This window comes from Bradyrhizobium sp. CCBAU 11430 (assembly GCF_028128855.1).
In the GTDB taxonomy this organism is placed as follows: Bacteria; Pseudomonadota; Alphaproteobacteria; order Rhizobiales; family Xanthobacteraceae; genus Bradyrhizobium; species Bradyrhizobium ottawaense.
The window spans coordinates 205,036-218,879 of sequence record NZ_LBJV01000072.1 but is presented as its reverse complement, the minus strand read 5'-3'; the positions used below and the strand labels follow the sequence as shown (position 1 = coordinate 218,879).

13 protein-coding genes are annotated in these 13,844 nt (G+C 62.8%); 9 read left to right on the top strand and 4 right to left on the bottom strand.

The genetic code is table 11. The annotated features are described in order from the left end of the window. Positions 1–174: 174 nt before the first annotated feature. From XI04_RS34000 to XI04_RS33980, 5 genes are all read left to right on the top strand, one after another. Complete coding sequence (locus tag XI04_RS34000; RefSeq protein WP_038972264.1) at positions 175–687, top strand: phasin family protein; 513 nt, start codon at positions 175–177, stop codon at positions 685–687. Positions 688–852: 165 nt separating this feature from the next. Beyond that, positions 853–1,812 carry an alpha/beta fold hydrolase gene (locus XI04_RS33995; RefSeq protein WP_038947369.1) on the top strand — a complete coding sequence of 320 codons (960 nt, stop codon included), beginning with the start codon at positions 853–855 and terminating at the stop codon, positions 1,810–1,812. 293 nt (positions 1,813–2,105) lie between these two features. After that, positions 2,106–5,453 (top strand): adenylate/guanylate cyclase domain-containing protein, encoded by a 3,348-nt coding sequence (locus XI04_RS33990; RefSeq protein WP_095425083.1) that lies wholly within the window; start codon positions 2,106–2,108, stop codon positions 5,451–5,453. 315 nt (positions 5,454–5,768) lie between these two features. After that, a complete protein-coding gene (locus XI04_RS33985; protein WP_244439211.1) occupies positions 5,769–6,659 on the top strand; it encodes an ABC transporter substrate-binding protein in 891 nt (296 codons plus the stop codon). 301 nt (positions 6,660–6,960) lie between these two features. Beyond that, positions 6,961–7,521 carry a group I truncated hemoglobin gene (locus tag XI04_RS33980; RefSeq protein ID WP_038947372.1) on the top strand — a complete coding sequence of 187 codons (561 nt, stop codon included), beginning with the start codon at positions 6,961–6,963 and terminating at the stop codon, positions 7,519–7,521. A gap of 34 nt (positions 7,522–7,555) precedes the next feature. Here XI04_RS33980 and XI04_RS33975 read toward each other — a convergent pair whose 3' ends face one another. Further along, positions 7,556–8,239, bottom strand: coding sequence for a class I SAM-dependent methyltransferase (locus XI04_RS33975; protein ID WP_271610221.1), 684 nt, complete (start codon positions 8,237–8,239; stop codon positions 7,556–7,558). A gap of 26 nt (positions 8,240–8,265) precedes the next feature. Next, complete coding sequence (locus tag XI04_RS33970) at positions 8,266–8,724, bottom strand: Rrf2 family transcriptional regulator (protein ID WP_271610220.1); 459 nt, start codon at positions 8,722–8,724, stop codon at positions 8,266–8,268. 365 nt (positions 8,725–9,089) lie between these two features. On the opposite strand from XI04_RS33970, the gene XI04_RS33965 reads away from it, so the two are divergent. Beyond that, a complete protein-coding gene (locus XI04_RS33965; protein ID WP_028140797.1) occupies positions 9,090–9,383 on the top strand; it encodes a hypothetical protein in 294 nt (97 codons plus the stop codon). Between the two features lie 17 nt (positions 9,384–9,400). On the opposite strand, the gene XI04_RS33960 is transcribed toward XI04_RS33965, so the two are convergent. Beyond that, on the bottom strand, positions 9,401–11,422 hold the full coding sequence (locus tag XI04_RS33960; RefSeq protein ID WP_271610219.1) for a YgiQ family radical SAM protein: 2,022 nt from the start codon (positions 11,420–11,422) through the stop codon (positions 9,401–9,403). Between the two features lie 218 nt (positions 11,423–11,640). On the opposite strand from XI04_RS33960, the gene XI04_RS33955 reads away from it, so the two are divergent. The 3 genes from XI04_RS33955 to XI04_RS33945 all read left to right on the top strand — a co-directional run bounded on the left by XI04_RS33955 (position 11,641) and on the right by XI04_RS33945 (position 13,156). Beyond that, a complete protein-coding gene (locus tag XI04_RS33955) occupies positions 11,641–11,961 on the top strand; it encodes a hypothetical protein (RefSeq protein WP_271610218.1) in 321 nt (106 codons plus the stop codon). Continuing rightward, positions 11,958–12,866 carry a DMT family transporter gene (locus tag XI04_RS33950; protein ID WP_049801945.1) on the top strand — a complete coding sequence of 303 codons (909 nt, stop codon included), beginning with the start codon at positions 11,958–11,960 and terminating at the stop codon, positions 12,864–12,866. Before XI04_RS33955 ends, XI04_RS33950 begins: the two co-directional genes overlap by 4 nt. 125 nt (positions 12,867–12,991) lie before the next feature. Continuing rightward, positions 12,992–13,156: a hypothetical protein gene (locus XI04_RS33945; RefSeq protein ID WP_162832268.1), complete on the top strand. Its 165-nt coding sequence runs from the start codon at positions 12,992–12,994 to the stop codon at positions 13,154–13,156. A gap of 6 nt (positions 13,157–13,162) precedes the next feature. On the opposite strand, the gene XI04_RS33940 is transcribed toward XI04_RS33945, so the two are convergent. Then, positions 13,163–13,843, bottom strand: coding sequence for a GntR family transcriptional regulator (locus tag XI04_RS33940; protein ID WP_271610217.1), 681 nt, complete (start codon positions 13,841–13,843; stop codon positions 13,163–13,165). Position 13,844 lies beyond the last annotated feature (1 nt).

Genomic DNA, 13,844 nt, shown 5'->3' with positions numbered 1-13,844 from the left:
CGTTTGTTGGTTGGAGTTGCTACCTGAAATCATCGTCCAGTCGCAGAACGTGCGATTGATCTCAGTTCATGCGGGTCTCCAACAATGCGCGGGTTTGGAACGCCACATCACGAAGCCTGTTGTCCGTTCAGAAATGACCGTTGTGGTCGCACCCTCATGTTCTTGGAGCGCCAGATGAGCAAACGCAAACCGGCACCAGCGTCAAAGCGCGCCCGCAATCCGAAAATGGCCGCGCGGGCCCAACGGAACAAGCAGGCCATTGTTAGAAGCCCGAAAGAGGAATTTCTTCGCTCTGCTGCGGCAGCCTCGATTGAACCGCCTCCTAAGCTTCATGATGATCCTGGACACGAGGTTCCTGTCATTGAGCCTCGGGTGGATGCCTTGCCAGGTGACCTCAGTCAGAGAATGATCGGCAGCGATCCAATGAAAGGCTTCGCTTTAGCCACGGCAAACATGCAGGCGTACCAAGCAAAGCTTCTTGAGATAGCCCAGGCCAACGTGCAGTTCACTTTTGATTTCGGCCTGAGACTTGCGACGATCGGGTCACCAACTGAATTTTTCGCCGTCATTACCGAGTTTACAAGCAGACGGGCCGAGATGTTCGGGCAGCATTCGAAAGAATTGGCGGCATATCCGTTCTGGCGCATCAAGCCGGCCCCAGAGCTCGCGGCTCTGCCGGGACGATAACTGCAAGCCGTACCCGCTGCGGCAAAGGATGGACGCAAACGCGAATCACGCACGCGCCGATCACGGTTGCTTGCTTTCGGCTGGGGAGCGCGGCTCACAACAACCCAGAGCGGGCTCGGTGCCGCCGATCCGAGGGACCCGCGATCAGGAATGTAGGTTGACACGATGTCCACAACAGAAGCCGTTCTGCTGATCGTTTTGGCGGGACTTGTCGTTCTGATCCTCGGCAACATCGCGTTTCAGGTGACAGCGGAGCGAAAGAATCCGCCTATCGGCGTCTTTACCGATTGCGACGGAGTGCGCCTTCACTATATCGAACGGGGCGATGCCGCTGCGCCTTGCGTGGTCCTGTTTCACGGGAACGGCACCATGATTCAGGATCTCGTCCTGAGCGGTTTGGTCGACCGCCTGGCCCACGACCATCGCGTCGTTTGCTTCGACCGGCCAGGGTTTGGCTACAGCGACCGTCCGCGCACGCGCATCTGGACGCCTACGACGCAAGCTTCCTTGTTCGCGAAGGCTCTTGATCAGCTTGGAGTGCGCAATCCCGTGGTGCTCGGCCACTCCTGGGGAACGCTGGTGGCAATCGCGCTGGCGCTGCGAAGCGGTTATGCCGTGAGTGGGCTCGTGCTTGTGTCCGGCTACTATTTTCCAACCTCACGGATGGACTTTTGGCTCATGTCAGGTCCGGCACTGCCGCTGCTCGGGGATCTGATGCGCTACACGATCTCGCCGATCATATCGTGGGCTATTGCGCCGAAGCTGATGCGCACGCTGTTCGCGCCGCGTGCCATTCCGCCGAAATTCAAGAATGAATTTCCGATCTCGTTGGCTCTCCGGCCCAAGCAGTTGAGGGCGGCCGCCGAGGAGAGCGCGTTCCTTATTCCTGCTGCCGCGCAATTGCAGCTTCAGTATCAGGGCATCCGGTGTCCCGTTAGGATCCTGCACGGAAAGGGTGACCGGCTCATCGAGGCCGACCAGTCGCGCCGCCTGCACGAGGCGTTGCCCCGCTCCTTGCTACATCTGGTCGAGGATGCCGGTCACATGGTTACCTATGCAGATTCGCCGGGAATAGCGGATGCCGTGGCTGCGCTGGCGCTCGCCGCACCGCTGAGGACCGCATAGGGTTTCCTTTTGCGATGCGGGCGTCCGGAAGTGGCCAGTGCATGACTTCAGCCCAGCGCGCGGGGGTCCGCTTCCCGAGTCAGACTGGACCGATGGGCCATGGTGGTCCGATGGTAGCTTTGACCCTGAAAGCGAAGTGACGCCGCTGGGCGCTGAGGTCAGTTCATGTTGGCACAGCGGACGGGATTTGCTCGGCCAGAGTTCTTCGCAGTTTGACCCAAACCGGTCATTTCCCTAGACAGGCTGCCTCGCCGGGGGAATGATGGAGCTCTAGGCGAACTGGGGCCGCCGTCATGGACCTGGGAGGTTGGCTACGGAGGCTTGGCCTCGAACAATATGAGGCGGCATTCCGCGAGAATGAGATCGACGATACGGTCCTGCCGAACCTGACGGCGGAGGACTTGAAGGACCTTGGTGTCGGAATTGTCGGGCATCGCCGCAAGCTGCTCGACGCCATCGCCGCCTTGCGTGCTGAAGCGGGCGCACGGGCGCCCCTATCCGACGCTTCTTCGGCAACCTGTAAAACCACTAAGGACACCGCCGAGCGCCGCCAAGTCACCGTGATGTTCTCGGACCTAGTCGGTTCGACGTCGCTCTCCGCACGTATGGACCCAGAGGACCTGCGCGAGATCATTTCGGCGTATCAAACGTGCATCGCCGATACGGTACGCCGCTTCGGGGGCTTCGTTGCGAAGTATATGGGCGACGGCGTGCTGATCTATTTCGGCTACCCGCAGGCTCACGAGGACGACGCTGAGCGAGCCGTTCGCGCAGGATTGGAAGCGATTGGCGCGGTTGGTGCGCTCGAGTTTTCAGTTCCGCTGCAAACCCGCATCGGTATCGCGACGGGCCTGGTCGTCGTCGGCGACTTGATCGGCACGGGATCGGCACAGGAGCGGGCGATCGTCGGCGAGACCCCAAATCTTGCTGCACGGCTTCAGAGCGTCGCCAAAGCGAACGCGGTGGTCATAGCTGAGAGCACGCGGAGACTGCTAGGGAACCTGTTCGATTTGGCGGACCTCGGATTGCACGATCTCAAGGGCATCGATGCGCCGACGCGAGCCTGGGCAGTGCTACAAGTGAGTTCGGTGGAAAGCCGTTTCGAGGCGTTCCACGGAAGTGGGCTGACCGAGCTAGTCGGACGGCAAGAAGAACTCGATTTTCTGCTACGGCGATGGCGGCGGGCGGCGAGCGGTGAAGGTCAGGTCGTACTGCTTGCTGGTGAGCCAGGTATCGGCAAGTCGCGATTGATAGCGGCGCTTCAGGAGCGCCTTCAAATCGAGCTGCACACCAGCCTTAGGTACTTTTGCTCACCGCAGCGCGTCGACAGTGCGTTCTATCCGATCGTTACACAGCTGGAGCGCGCTGCCGGATTTTTGCGCGAACATACGCCGGAGGAGCAGCTTGACAAATTGGCGGCGCTGTTAGCGCCGGCCTCACCTCCGCAAGAGGATCAGGCCTTGCTGGCTGAGCTGCTATCGATCCCGTTCAAAGGCCGTTTTCTGCCTTTCCAGTTAACGCCTAGGGGCAAAAAGGAAAAAACTTTCGAGGCGCTGCTTCGGCAGCTCCATGGTCTAGCGCTGCAACGACCGGTGTTGATGCTCTTTGAGGACGTGCACTGGATCGATCCCAGCTCGCGCGAACTGCTCGACCTTGTAGTCGAGCGGGTCCAGCATCTACCGGTGTTGCTGGTTATTACATTCCGTCCCGAGTTCGAGCGCATCTGGGCGGGGCAGGCGCACGTCACAATGCTGTCCCTCGACCGGCTCGACCGGCGCGAGGGCGCTGCGTTGGTTCAGCAGCTCATCGGCGAAGGGACGCTAACGAGTGATGTCGTTTCGGAGATTGTCGCGCGCACGGATGGGGTGCCGCTATTTCTCGAGGAGCTGACGAAGGCGGTGCTGGAGGCAGATGACCGCGGCGCCAAAACCGCACTCTCGCGTGTTTCAGCGACGGCGCTTGCAATTCCGGCCACTCTGCACGCCTCGCTGATGGCGCGCCTTGATCGGCTCGGATCACCCGTGAAAGAGGTGGCGCAGGTGAGTGCTGCCATCGGTCGAGAGTTCTCCTACGAACTATTACAGGCCGTAGCGCAGCGGAACTCAGCTGAACTGGATAAAGCGCTCCATCAGCTGGTATCTGCCGAATTGATTTTCCGGCGCGGAATGCCACCAGACGCGGAATACAGCTTTAAGCACGCCTTAGTGCAGGATGCGGCCTATAGCACATTGCTGCGCGGAGCCCGTCACAAGCTGCATGCACGGATTGGCAAAGCGCTCGAACAGCTCTTTCCTGAGCTTGGCAGCATCGAACCCGAGCTGCTGGCGCACCATTTCACGGAGGCCGGAGAGGCAGAGATCGCGATTTCATATTGGTTGAAGGCCGGGCGGCGTGCGGCGGGGCGCTCCGCCGACGAGGAGGCCGTGCGTCATCTCAGACGGGGCCTGGAGATGTTAATGATGCTGCCGCATTCGACACAGAAGGATCAGCAGGAACTCGAATTCCAGCTCGCCTTGGGCACGCCCTTGGCGGCTCAGCATGGCTATGGCAACCCACTCGTGGGGGCTGCACGCGATCGCGCGATCGCCTTGTGTGAAAAGTTGGGCGACACGGAGCACCTGTTGCCGAGCCTCTACGGGCAGTATGCCTATTGCATAGCGAGCGGCAGGATCCCGAAGGCACTTGAGTATTCGCAGCGCTGCCAATCGCTGGCCGCGCACACCGGTGACCGCGCGGCGCGACTGATCGCGCACCGCGCCATGGGCGCGTCGCTGCTTGAAATGGGCGAGTTCGAGGCCGCGAAAGCACAGCTGGAACAGATCCTTGCAATCGACAGGATCGAAATGGACCAAGCTCTTTCGGTGCTTTACCTCGCGGATCCGCACTCGTCAGGCCTTGCCTATCTGGCACTGAGCCTATGGGCCTTGGGATACCCCGACCAGGCAGTCGCAGCACGCCAGAAGGCAATTAAACATGCCCTTGACGCAAACCACGCGAATACGAGCGGTATCGTTGGCATCTATGCTGGCGCACAGTTGTCCGTGTTGCTCGGCAAGATGGCCGACGTCAAGAACTACGTTGAAAACCTGAACGCACAACTTGGATCGCGCGTGCCGCTCTGGGCCATTAGTTGCGGTCAAATACTGAGCGGTTGGGCAATCGGGTGTGCAGAGCGGCTGGAAGACGGCATTGCTCTAATGAAACACGGAATACATGCCGCCGAACAACAGGTTCGGTTTCATTCTCCGCACTACCATTCACTCCTTGCGGTCCTGCAAGCACGCGCAGGAGATATGCAGGGTAGCCTGAGCGCGATCAGAAAAGCCACCGAGCTGATAGCCGACACAGGCGAATATCTCTGGCAGGCCGACGTGCTCAGAATTGAAGGCGAACTCCGATTGCTTTTCGGAGCATCCATGGAAGCGGAAGCAATCCTTGTTCAAGCTCTCGAACTCGCCCGCAAGCAGCGGGGAAGATCGTTCGAGCTGCGCGTCGCTATGAGCATGGCGCGGCTCTGGCGCGATCGAGGCAAGCGAAACGAGGCTCGCGAACTGCTCGCGCCGATCTACGACTGGTTCACCGAAGGCTTCGATACCCGCGATTTGAAGGAAGCGAAGGCCCTGCTCGAGGAACTCACGTGAAAGGCGAAGACCTGCGACTTCCGGTGATGGCCCATCGGCGAAGTTGCGCCTCGGCGGTCGGTAGTCCGCTCGTTGAGCCAGAGCGGACCAGATTTGCTCAACCTGAGTTCTTCGCGTTTTGACCCTAAGCGGACCTGCGCCCATACCGCCTAATCGATCCCCTGCAAGTGCAACAACCATCGAGACGTGATACTCTGCGTCCCGTCGTCCTCAATCTGCGATGAGGATTGAATGAAGCGGCGAGAGTTCCTGGCGGGCACTGGGGCGCTGCTCGTTCAGCCGGGACATTTGCACGCGCAAGGGAAGCCTCGGCGGATGGGTTTCCTTGGCCTCTGGGCGGATGATCCGACTCGCGACCCCATTCACGCCGCATGGCTCAGCGGGTTGCGGGAGAAGGGTTGGATCGAGGGCAAGAACCTGCTTGTAGAATATCGTTACGCCCCGGATCGTTTGCCAGCTTTAGCCGCCGAGCTGGTCGGCTTAACTCCCGATGTGCTCGTCGCCCCTGGGCCGCTGGCAGTGCAAGTCCTGAAATCAGTAACCTCCACCATTCCGATTGTTTTCGTGGCTGTCGCCGATCCCCTGGGGCTGGGCCTCGTGCAAAGCCTTGCGCGACCAGGCGGCAACATCACGGGTGTTGCGACCATGGTTCCCGATGACTTCGGCGCGAAACGCCTCGAAATCCTCCGCGAGCTCGTCCCCAGTGCCTCGAAAATTGCTATCTTGATCAACCCGAACAACCCGATGCACAGACTTAACTTCGGAGAATTTTTGGCTCGCACCGCCCAGAGGCTCGGTGTCACTTTGCTGACAGTTGAGGCTACGGCGCCCGACGAACTTGACGTTGGATTTGCGTCGGCCGCCGCCCAACATGCCGACGCCGTGCTGGATATGGGTGACAGTCTGACCTTTTTCCAAGCTCCCCGAGTGGTCGCGCTCGCCGCGAAGTATCATCTGCCGACAAGCTACTTGTTCCGACGATGCGCCGACCTCGGGGGGTTGATCGTCTACGGCCCCGACTTTGTCGATCTGTACCGCCGTGCAACCGGATATGTCGATAAAATCCTCAGAGGCGCCAAGCCCGCCGATCTGCCGGTAGAACAGCCGACCAAATTCGCGCTGGTGATCAACTTGAAGACGGCAAAGGCGCTCGGCCTCACCGTGCCGCCCTCGTTGCTCGTTCGCGCCGACCACGTCATCGAATAGAGATGCCGTTCGCTGCGGTGCATGAGTCTGCTCCTGGCCCTTTTCGTCCGCGTTCGACGCTTGGCTCGACGTCAGCTCTCAGGGGCATGGCGGACTAGATTTGCTCATACCAAGTTCTTCGCAGTTTGGTGCGCATGGGTCTGCGTCTAGCTCAAAATTTCCGGGAACCATTTCCGTTCCGACCCATCCAACGGGAGCGCCGCAATCACCGGCAGCGCCTCCGGACGGCAACGCGCGCACGGCGGCAGTTGCGCGGGATGTTGGCTGCAATGCCTCAGGAAACCGATGTAAGGAGGTACCCATGGCAAGGCCTCGTTCGACTTCCATCAGCAGACGAAGTGTGGTCGCAGGACTGGCGCTGACAGCCGCCCCCGTCGCTTTGGCTGGAGCCAATCAAGCGCGTGCGCAGGCCCAGCAAACCACTCCGGATCAAAGCCTGTATGAACGACTTGGCGGCGTCTTCGCCATTGCAGCGGTCGTGGATCACTTCAGCGACGCTGTCGTAAAGAACGCCGTCGTCGGTCAGAAGTCAAAAAATCCGCAGTTGAGGGAATGGCACACCAAAAATCTGAAACGCTTGCCTGGTCTCAAGTTCATGCGAACACTTTGGGTCTGTGACGTTTCGGGTGGGCCGTTCCAGTTCAAGGCCACCAGGCCGGGGACGACGCCCCTTGGCCTTGAGGAGGCGCACCGGGCCTTGCGGATCTCCCCGGCGGAATTCGACGAGGTCGCTGCTGAACTCGGGCGGACACTTGACTTCGCCAAGGTCCCGAAGCGCGAGAAGACCGAAGTGCTGGCTGCGTTCGCCAGCCACAAAGATGAGGTCACCGCCGGTTACGTATCGAGAGCCAAGCGCGGTTGAAGCATCCCGTGGTGCCGAACGACGAATTGCGACCTCACGCGTAGGCGACCCAGCCGCGGAAGGCGAAGCCGGTATAGAACAGGGTTGGGTCCGAGAAGCCTGCCTCGCGCAAGATCACCTCATCCTGCGCGGGGGCGAGAATCTCCAGATGGTTGGTGACGGCGTTCCGCGCGGCCGCCGCCTGCTCGGGCTCGACGCCGGACGCAGCCAGGAACGCGGAGTAGCGCGACAGCCACAGCGGGCGCTCCTGCTCGCCGTCGGGCGCGCTCAAATGCGCGACCACGAACGGCGCGCGCGGCTTGAGCCGGCGGCGGATCTCCGAGGCGATGCGGCGCCGCTCGGCGACATCGACGAAGTGCAGGGTCAGCAGGCAGGTGGCACCGTCGAACGGTCCCTCCGGGGCATCGTCGATATAGCCTTGATGAAGGCGCGCACGGGGTGCGAGCGATCCCAGGGTTTGCCCGGCCAGCGCCAGCATCGCCGCGGACGGATCGACGCCGTCGAAGCGCCAACCGGGATGCGCTTGCGCAAACGCTTTCAACTCCAGGCCGCCACCCGCGCCGAGGACGAGCACCTGCCCATCGCTGGGGACGCTTTCGGCGAGCAGAATCGCCGTCATGGACTGCATGGCGTCATAGCCCGGCACGAAGCGCCGCGGCCCCTCCGTGTATCTCGCCACGAATTGCGGATCGGAGAATGCGGCTTGAATGTCGGTCATGATGTTGTCCCCGTGAATGGAGCCGTTCAGGCGCGATGCGCGCTGATGTCGTGGATCTTTCGAGACCCGATCCGCTTGCGCAGGTCCTCGCCCAGCATCGCCAGCGTCACCTCGCCGAGCCGCGCCAGCAGCAGCGCCTCGGCATCGTCAAAGGCCTGATCGAGCGCGGCATTGACGGCCTGCTCGACCAGGCAGCCGGGCGCCTCGGTCCGGTTGCCCATCGCCAGAAGCGGGGGATTGCCGAGCGCGGCATAGACGTCGCGCAGCGTCACCTTCGACAGGTCGCAGACGATCGTCCAGCCGCCGCCATGCCCCTTCTCGGAGCGCACGTAACCGATCTCCCGCAGGCCCGCCATGGTGCGGCGGATCACCACCGGGTTGGTGTCCATGGCCTTCGCCAGAGTTTCGGACGTGAAGGGACCGGGCTGCTGCGCCATGTGGAGGAGAACGTGCAGCACGCCGGAGAGTCGGGAATCTCGTTTCATGTAACTTTATATGTTACGTGATGACGAAAAGGTCAAGCGACTCTGCTGACGCCGACGCACGTAGCTCCCCGATGATCCCGCCATGCCCCTGTTTTGCCCGACGGAGCAACCTGTCCTTGCTCCGCACATCGAGCGTTTGCACGTCTCCTAAGCCATTGATCCCGCTCATGCCGTCTACTGTGCATGGGGTTGTTTTCGACATTTTTGTTCTGGCAGTCCCAAACAACCGAGGTCGCCATGCCGATTTGTCACGGTGACGCCCCTGCGTGCGAGGAGCACCATCTGGCCCGGGCGACCGTATGGAATTTTCGTCCTGTCCCTCGCGCGGCGCCGTTTTTCATCAGTCCATTTTTGGGAGGCGCATCATGCACGTCTATAATGTAGTCAGGTTCAAGGTGAAGCCGGGTGAGGAAGCCGCCTTCCTCGACGCGCACCGGAACGGCAAGGCGAAATGGCCTGGCCTGGAGCACGGCGTCATCATCAAGACCGGCGAGCGGACCTTCTGCCTGATCGGCACCTGGGCCAGCCAGGAGGCAATGGTCGCGGCACGATCGGCCATGATCAAGACCCTCGACAGTTTCAGGTCGGTGCTCGAAGACCAGGGCAACGGACGCGGTGTGACTGATGCCGTGTCAGGGGCAGTGGTGCTCGCGCTGTAGCAGGCGAGCGGCGCCCGCTACTTCATCACCCGCAGACCCTTGGTCGTGAAGCGCTGCGTCTTCTCGCCCGGCCGGACCGGGCGCCGCGTGCCGGCGGCCTTGCCGGTGCCGGGCGGCTGGTGCGCGGGGACGAGCTGGTGCGGCTGCGAGCCGATCAGATCGCGGCGGCCCATCTCGATCAAGGCCTCGCGCAGCACCGGCCAATTGTCGGGATCGTGGTAGCGCAGGAAGGCCTTGTGCAGGCGGCGCTGGCGCAGGCCCTTGATCGCCTCGACCTTGTCGCTGCCGCCGTGGCGGACGCCGCGCAGCGGGTTGACGCCGGTGTGGTACATCGCGGTCGCGGTCGCCATCGGCGAGGGCAGGAAGGTCTGCACCTGATCGGCGCGATAGCGGTTCTTCTTGAGCCACAGCGCGAGGTTCATCATGTCCTCGTCGGTCGTGCCCGGATGCGCCGCGATGAAATAGGGGATCAGGTAATATTTCTTGCCGGCCCGTTCGGCCGCTTCGTCGAACATCCGCTTGAACTTGTTGTAGGCGCCGATGCCCGGCTTCATCATCTTGTCGAGCGGACCGCGCTCGGTATGCTCGGGGGCGATCTTCAAGTAGCCGCCGACGTGATGGGTGACGAGCTCCTTGATGTATTCCGGGCTCTCGACCGCAAGGTCGTAGCGCACGCCGGATGCGACCATCACCTTCTTGATGCCCTTGGTCTCGCGCACCTTGCGATAGAGCCGGATCAGGTCGTCATGCGAGGTGTTGAGGTTCGGGCAGATCTCGGGGAAGACGCAGGACGGCCGCCGGCACGCCGCTTCGACCTTCGGGTCCTTGCAGGCCATCCGGTACATGTTGGCGGTGGGGCCGCCGATGTCGGAGATCACGCCGGTGAAGCCCGGGGTCTTGTCGCGGATCTTTTCGATCTCGCGCAGGATCGAGCCTTCCGAGCGGTTCTGGATGATGCGGCCTTCGTGCTCGGTGATGGAGCAGAAGGTGCAGCCGCCAAAGCAGCCGCGCATGATCGTCACCGAGAACTTGATCATGTCCCAGGCGGGGATTTTTGCTTCGCCGTAGGACGGATGCGGCGCGCGCGCGTAGGGGAGGTCGTAGACCGCGTCCATCTCTTCGCTGGTCAGCGGGATCGGCGGCGGGTTGAGCCAGAGGTCGCGATCGCCGTGACGCTGCACCAGCGGCCGCGCATTGCCGGGATTGCTCTCCCGGTGCAGCACGCGCGATGCGCGGGCATAGGCTTCCTTGTCCTGTTCGACCTGCTCGAGCGCCGGCAGCCGGATCACGGTCGCACCCTTCTGGCGCGTCGCGCCCTCGTCGGCGGAATCGAGATCGTCGGCGTGCAGCTCGGTGTAGTCCTCGGGCACCTTGCGGAACAGCGCGACGCCCCTGATGTCGTCGAGCGCGCGCGGCGCCTCGCCGGCCGCGAGCCGCTGCGCCACCTCGACCACCGCCCGCTCGGCATTGCCGTACAGCAGGAGATCGGCTTTGGCGTCGGCCAGCACCGAGCGACGCACCTTGTCCGACCAGTAATCGTAATGCGCGATCCGGCGCAGCGAGGCCTCGATGCCGCCGAGCACGATCGGCACGTCCTTGAACGCCTCGCGGCAGCGTTGCGCATAGACGACGGTGCAGCGGTCCGGCCGCTTGCCGCCTTCGCCGCCCGCCGTGTAGGCGTCGTCGCTGCGCAGGCGGCGGTCGGCGGTGTAGCGGTTCACCATGGAATCCATGTTGCCGCCGGTGACGCCGAAGAACACTTTTGGCTTGCCTAATACCCTGAACGGCTCGGCCGAATGCCAGTCCGGCTGCGAGATGATGCCGACCCGGAAGCCTTGCGCTTCCAGTAGCCGTCCGATGATGGCCATGCCGAAGCTCGGATGGTCGACATAGGCGTCCCCGGTCACCAGCACGATGTCGCAGGCGTCCCAGCCGAGCGCATCCATCTCGGCGCGGCTCATCGGGAGGAACGGTGCCGGCTTGCGCGGCTGCGCCTTGGCCATCAGCGGCTTTGCGGCGGTGATCATCTGGGTGTCCATGGCGCCTACGCATAGGACTCCACGCTCCTGAATACAACCGACGGACGCGTGAAAGATCGAGGTTCCCGGGCCGCAGTCCGGGCGCGTTAACGGGTCACGAGCGCGTGCCGCTTCGTCCTCTCCCAGCGTGACCCGCGTCAGCCATGGGGGTGTGACGCCCTCCACATACCGACCGGTGCCGTCGCGTCATGCTCTCTCCAGTCTTGAAGGAGAGCCCCATGTTTCTGGTCGATGCGCTGCTGATCCTGGCGATGTTGTTCTTCCTCTTTCTGCCGATCACCGATCGCCGGACGGTGCGGATGAGGCTCTGCATGCTGTGCGCGCTGCTGGCGGTGTTCTCGGTCTCGCTCAGCCGCACCCCTGTCGTGCCGGTGCTGCTCGCGAGCATCGCCGCGCCTCCCGGAATGCTGCGCGTGCCGCATATGCATGCCAGTGAGCCGTCGTCGGGGTTCTCACCGCGGCCGTCATCGGATATCCGATTGATCCATGGGCAAGGAAACGGGCAAGGAAACCTCTTGACGGCGGTCATGATGCGGTGACCGGCGTATCGCCGTCCACGAATGTCTGGCTCGGCGTGATTGCGCTGGTCGGCTTCATCCTGGTGGCGACCGCGCAGGCCTCCAATCAGATTCTGGCGCGCGGACTGGCCGGCTCCGTCCCGCCCTTCGCGCTCGCCTTCTTCCGCTGGAGCATCGTCGCAATCGGGCTCGCGCCGATCGCGCTCAAGGAGATTCTCGATGGCCGCGTGCCGCTGGCCGGGAACATCTGGTCGATCCTCGCCGCCGGCTTCATGGGCATGTTCCTGTGCGGCGGTCCGGTCTACGCCGCGGGCGTCTCGACGACGGCGATCCACATCGCGCTGATCATGGCGCTGTCGCCGATCACGGTGCTGCTGATCTCGGCCCTGCGCGGCATGGAGCATGTCGGCCCCTTGCAATGGCTCGGCACGGCGCTGGCGCTCGCCGGCGCGCTGCTCATCATCTCCGGCGGCCATCCCCAGACACTGATCGAACTTCAGACTGCAGCGGGCGACGGCCTCGTCGTGATCGCGATGCTCGGTTGGTCCGGCTACACGCTGCTGCAATCGCGCGCCGCGCCAAAGGCGTCGCTGCTGGCACGCATCAGCCTGTTCTCGGGCGCCGGCGCCCTGTTCTCGCTGCCGCTCGCGGCCATGGAGATGTGGGCGACGCCGGGGGTGGTCTTCAGCACCAAGGCGCTGTCGGCCTATGTCTTCGCCGGGATCGTTCCCGGCCTGCTCGCCTATGCCGGCTTTGCCTGGCTCGGCGGCAAGTTCGGCTCGGTGCGGACCTCGCTCGTGCTCTATCTCGGGCCGATCGCCAGCGCGCTGCTGTCTTTCGCCATCCTCGGCGAACCGCCGCAGCTGATCCATCTTCTCGGCGGTTTGCTGATTTTGGGTGGCGTCTGGGCCAGTTTGCGCCGCTAGTTCCATCCGCATGCGTCCGGGTTCACCCGCAGGAACCATCCGCCTTCGCGAACATTCTGATGGAGGGTTGCCGCGAGCCCGCCTCGCGCGCGCTCGCGATGTTCGCCTCTGGCGATGGGGGAGCTGTGAGTACAGTCATAGAGAACCTGCTGTTGCGAAAGCAGAAGCTCGTGGAGCAGCTCGAAAAGGTGCCATCGGTCGAGGACCGCGACAGGATCGAGCACCAGCTCGAGCAGATCAATACCGCGCTGGATTTTCTGGACAGGCCGGGACCGAGGGAAGGGCGCTAGAAGCGCTCATTCCACCTTCAGCGAGTCCACCTTCAACGCCCTGGCGTAGACCACGCCCGAATTGGTGATATGCGTGGTCATCAATTCTTGGAAGGCGGCGAACTCGCTGCGCGCGAACAAATCGAGCAGCCTGCGATGCTCGTCGAACGACGTGCGGGTCCGCACGTCGATCGGTGAGGTCAGATTGGTGCGGAGCGCCGCGACGCGGCCGGAGACCAGCTGATAGGATTCGGCGAGGTAGCGATTGCCGCAATGAGTGAACAGCGCCTCGTGAAATGCTGCATCGGCGCGGCCATAGGCGATGTTGTCCTTTGCCGCGACCGCCGGCTCCATCGCCGCGATCGCCTCGCTCATTGCGGCGATTGCACCGTCGCGATCGCAACGATAGGCGAGCTCGGCGGCCTTGGGTTCGAGTGCGATCCGGAAGGTGCAGAGCGCGTTGATGTCGTCCGCGCTCGGCGTGAAGACAAAGCTGCCGACCTGCGGGCGGATCACCACGAGGCCCTGCGCCTGCAGCTGGCCCATCGCCTCGCGCACCGGCGTGCGGCTGACGCCGAAGGAATTGGCCACCATCTCCTCGGAGATGGCAGCGCCGAGCGCGAACTCGCCGTCGATAATTGCCTGCCGCAGCCGCTGCATCACCCGCTGCGACAGCGATTTCGGCGTATCGAGCTTGAGCGAGCGCATT

Excerpts from the sequence above, each read along its gene's own strand:
- XI04_RS34000 (WP_038972264.1), top strand. The coding sequence starts at position 175 with ATGAGCAAACGCAAACCGGCACCAGCGTCAAAGCGCGCCCGCAATCCG.
- XI04_RS33995 (WP_038947369.1), top strand. The coding sequence starts at position 853 with ATGTCCACAACAGAAGCCGTTCTGCTGATCGTTTTGGCGGGACTTGTC.
- XI04_RS33990 (WP_095425083.1), top strand. The coding sequence starts at position 2,106 with ATGGACCTGGGAGGTTGGCTACGGAGGCTTGGCCTCGAACAATATGAG.
- XI04_RS33985 (WP_244439211.1), top strand. The coding sequence starts at position 5,769 with ATGGGTTTCCTTGGCCTCTGGGCGGATGATCCGACTCGCGACCCCATT.
- XI04_RS33980 (WP_038947372.1), top strand. The coding sequence starts at position 6,961 with ATGGCAAGGCCTCGTTCGACTTCCATCAGCAGACGAAGTGTGGTCGCA.
- XI04_RS33975 (WP_271610221.1), bottom strand. The coding sequence starts at position 8,239 with ATGACCGACATTCAAGCCGCATTCTCCGATCCGCAATTCGTGGCGAGA.
- XI04_RS33970 (WP_271610220.1), bottom strand. The coding sequence starts at position 8,724 with ATGAAACGAGATTCCCGACTCTCCGGCGTGCTGCACGTTCTCCTCCAC.
- XI04_RS33965 (WP_028140797.1), top strand. The coding sequence starts at position 9,090 with ATGCACGTCTATAATGTAGTCAGGTTCAAGGTGAAGCCGGGTGAGGAA.
- XI04_RS33960 (WP_271610219.1), bottom strand. The coding sequence starts at position 11,422 with ATGGACACCCAGATGATCACCGCCGCAAAGCCGCTGATGGCCAAGGCG.
- XI04_RS33955 (WP_271610218.1), top strand. The coding sequence starts at position 11,641 with ATGTTTCTGGTCGATGCGCTGCTGATCCTGGCGATGTTGTTCTTCCTC.
- XI04_RS33940 (WP_271610217.1), bottom strand. The coding sequence starts at position 13,843 with ATGCGCTCGCTCAAGCTCGATACGCCGAAATCGCTGTCGCAGCGGGTG.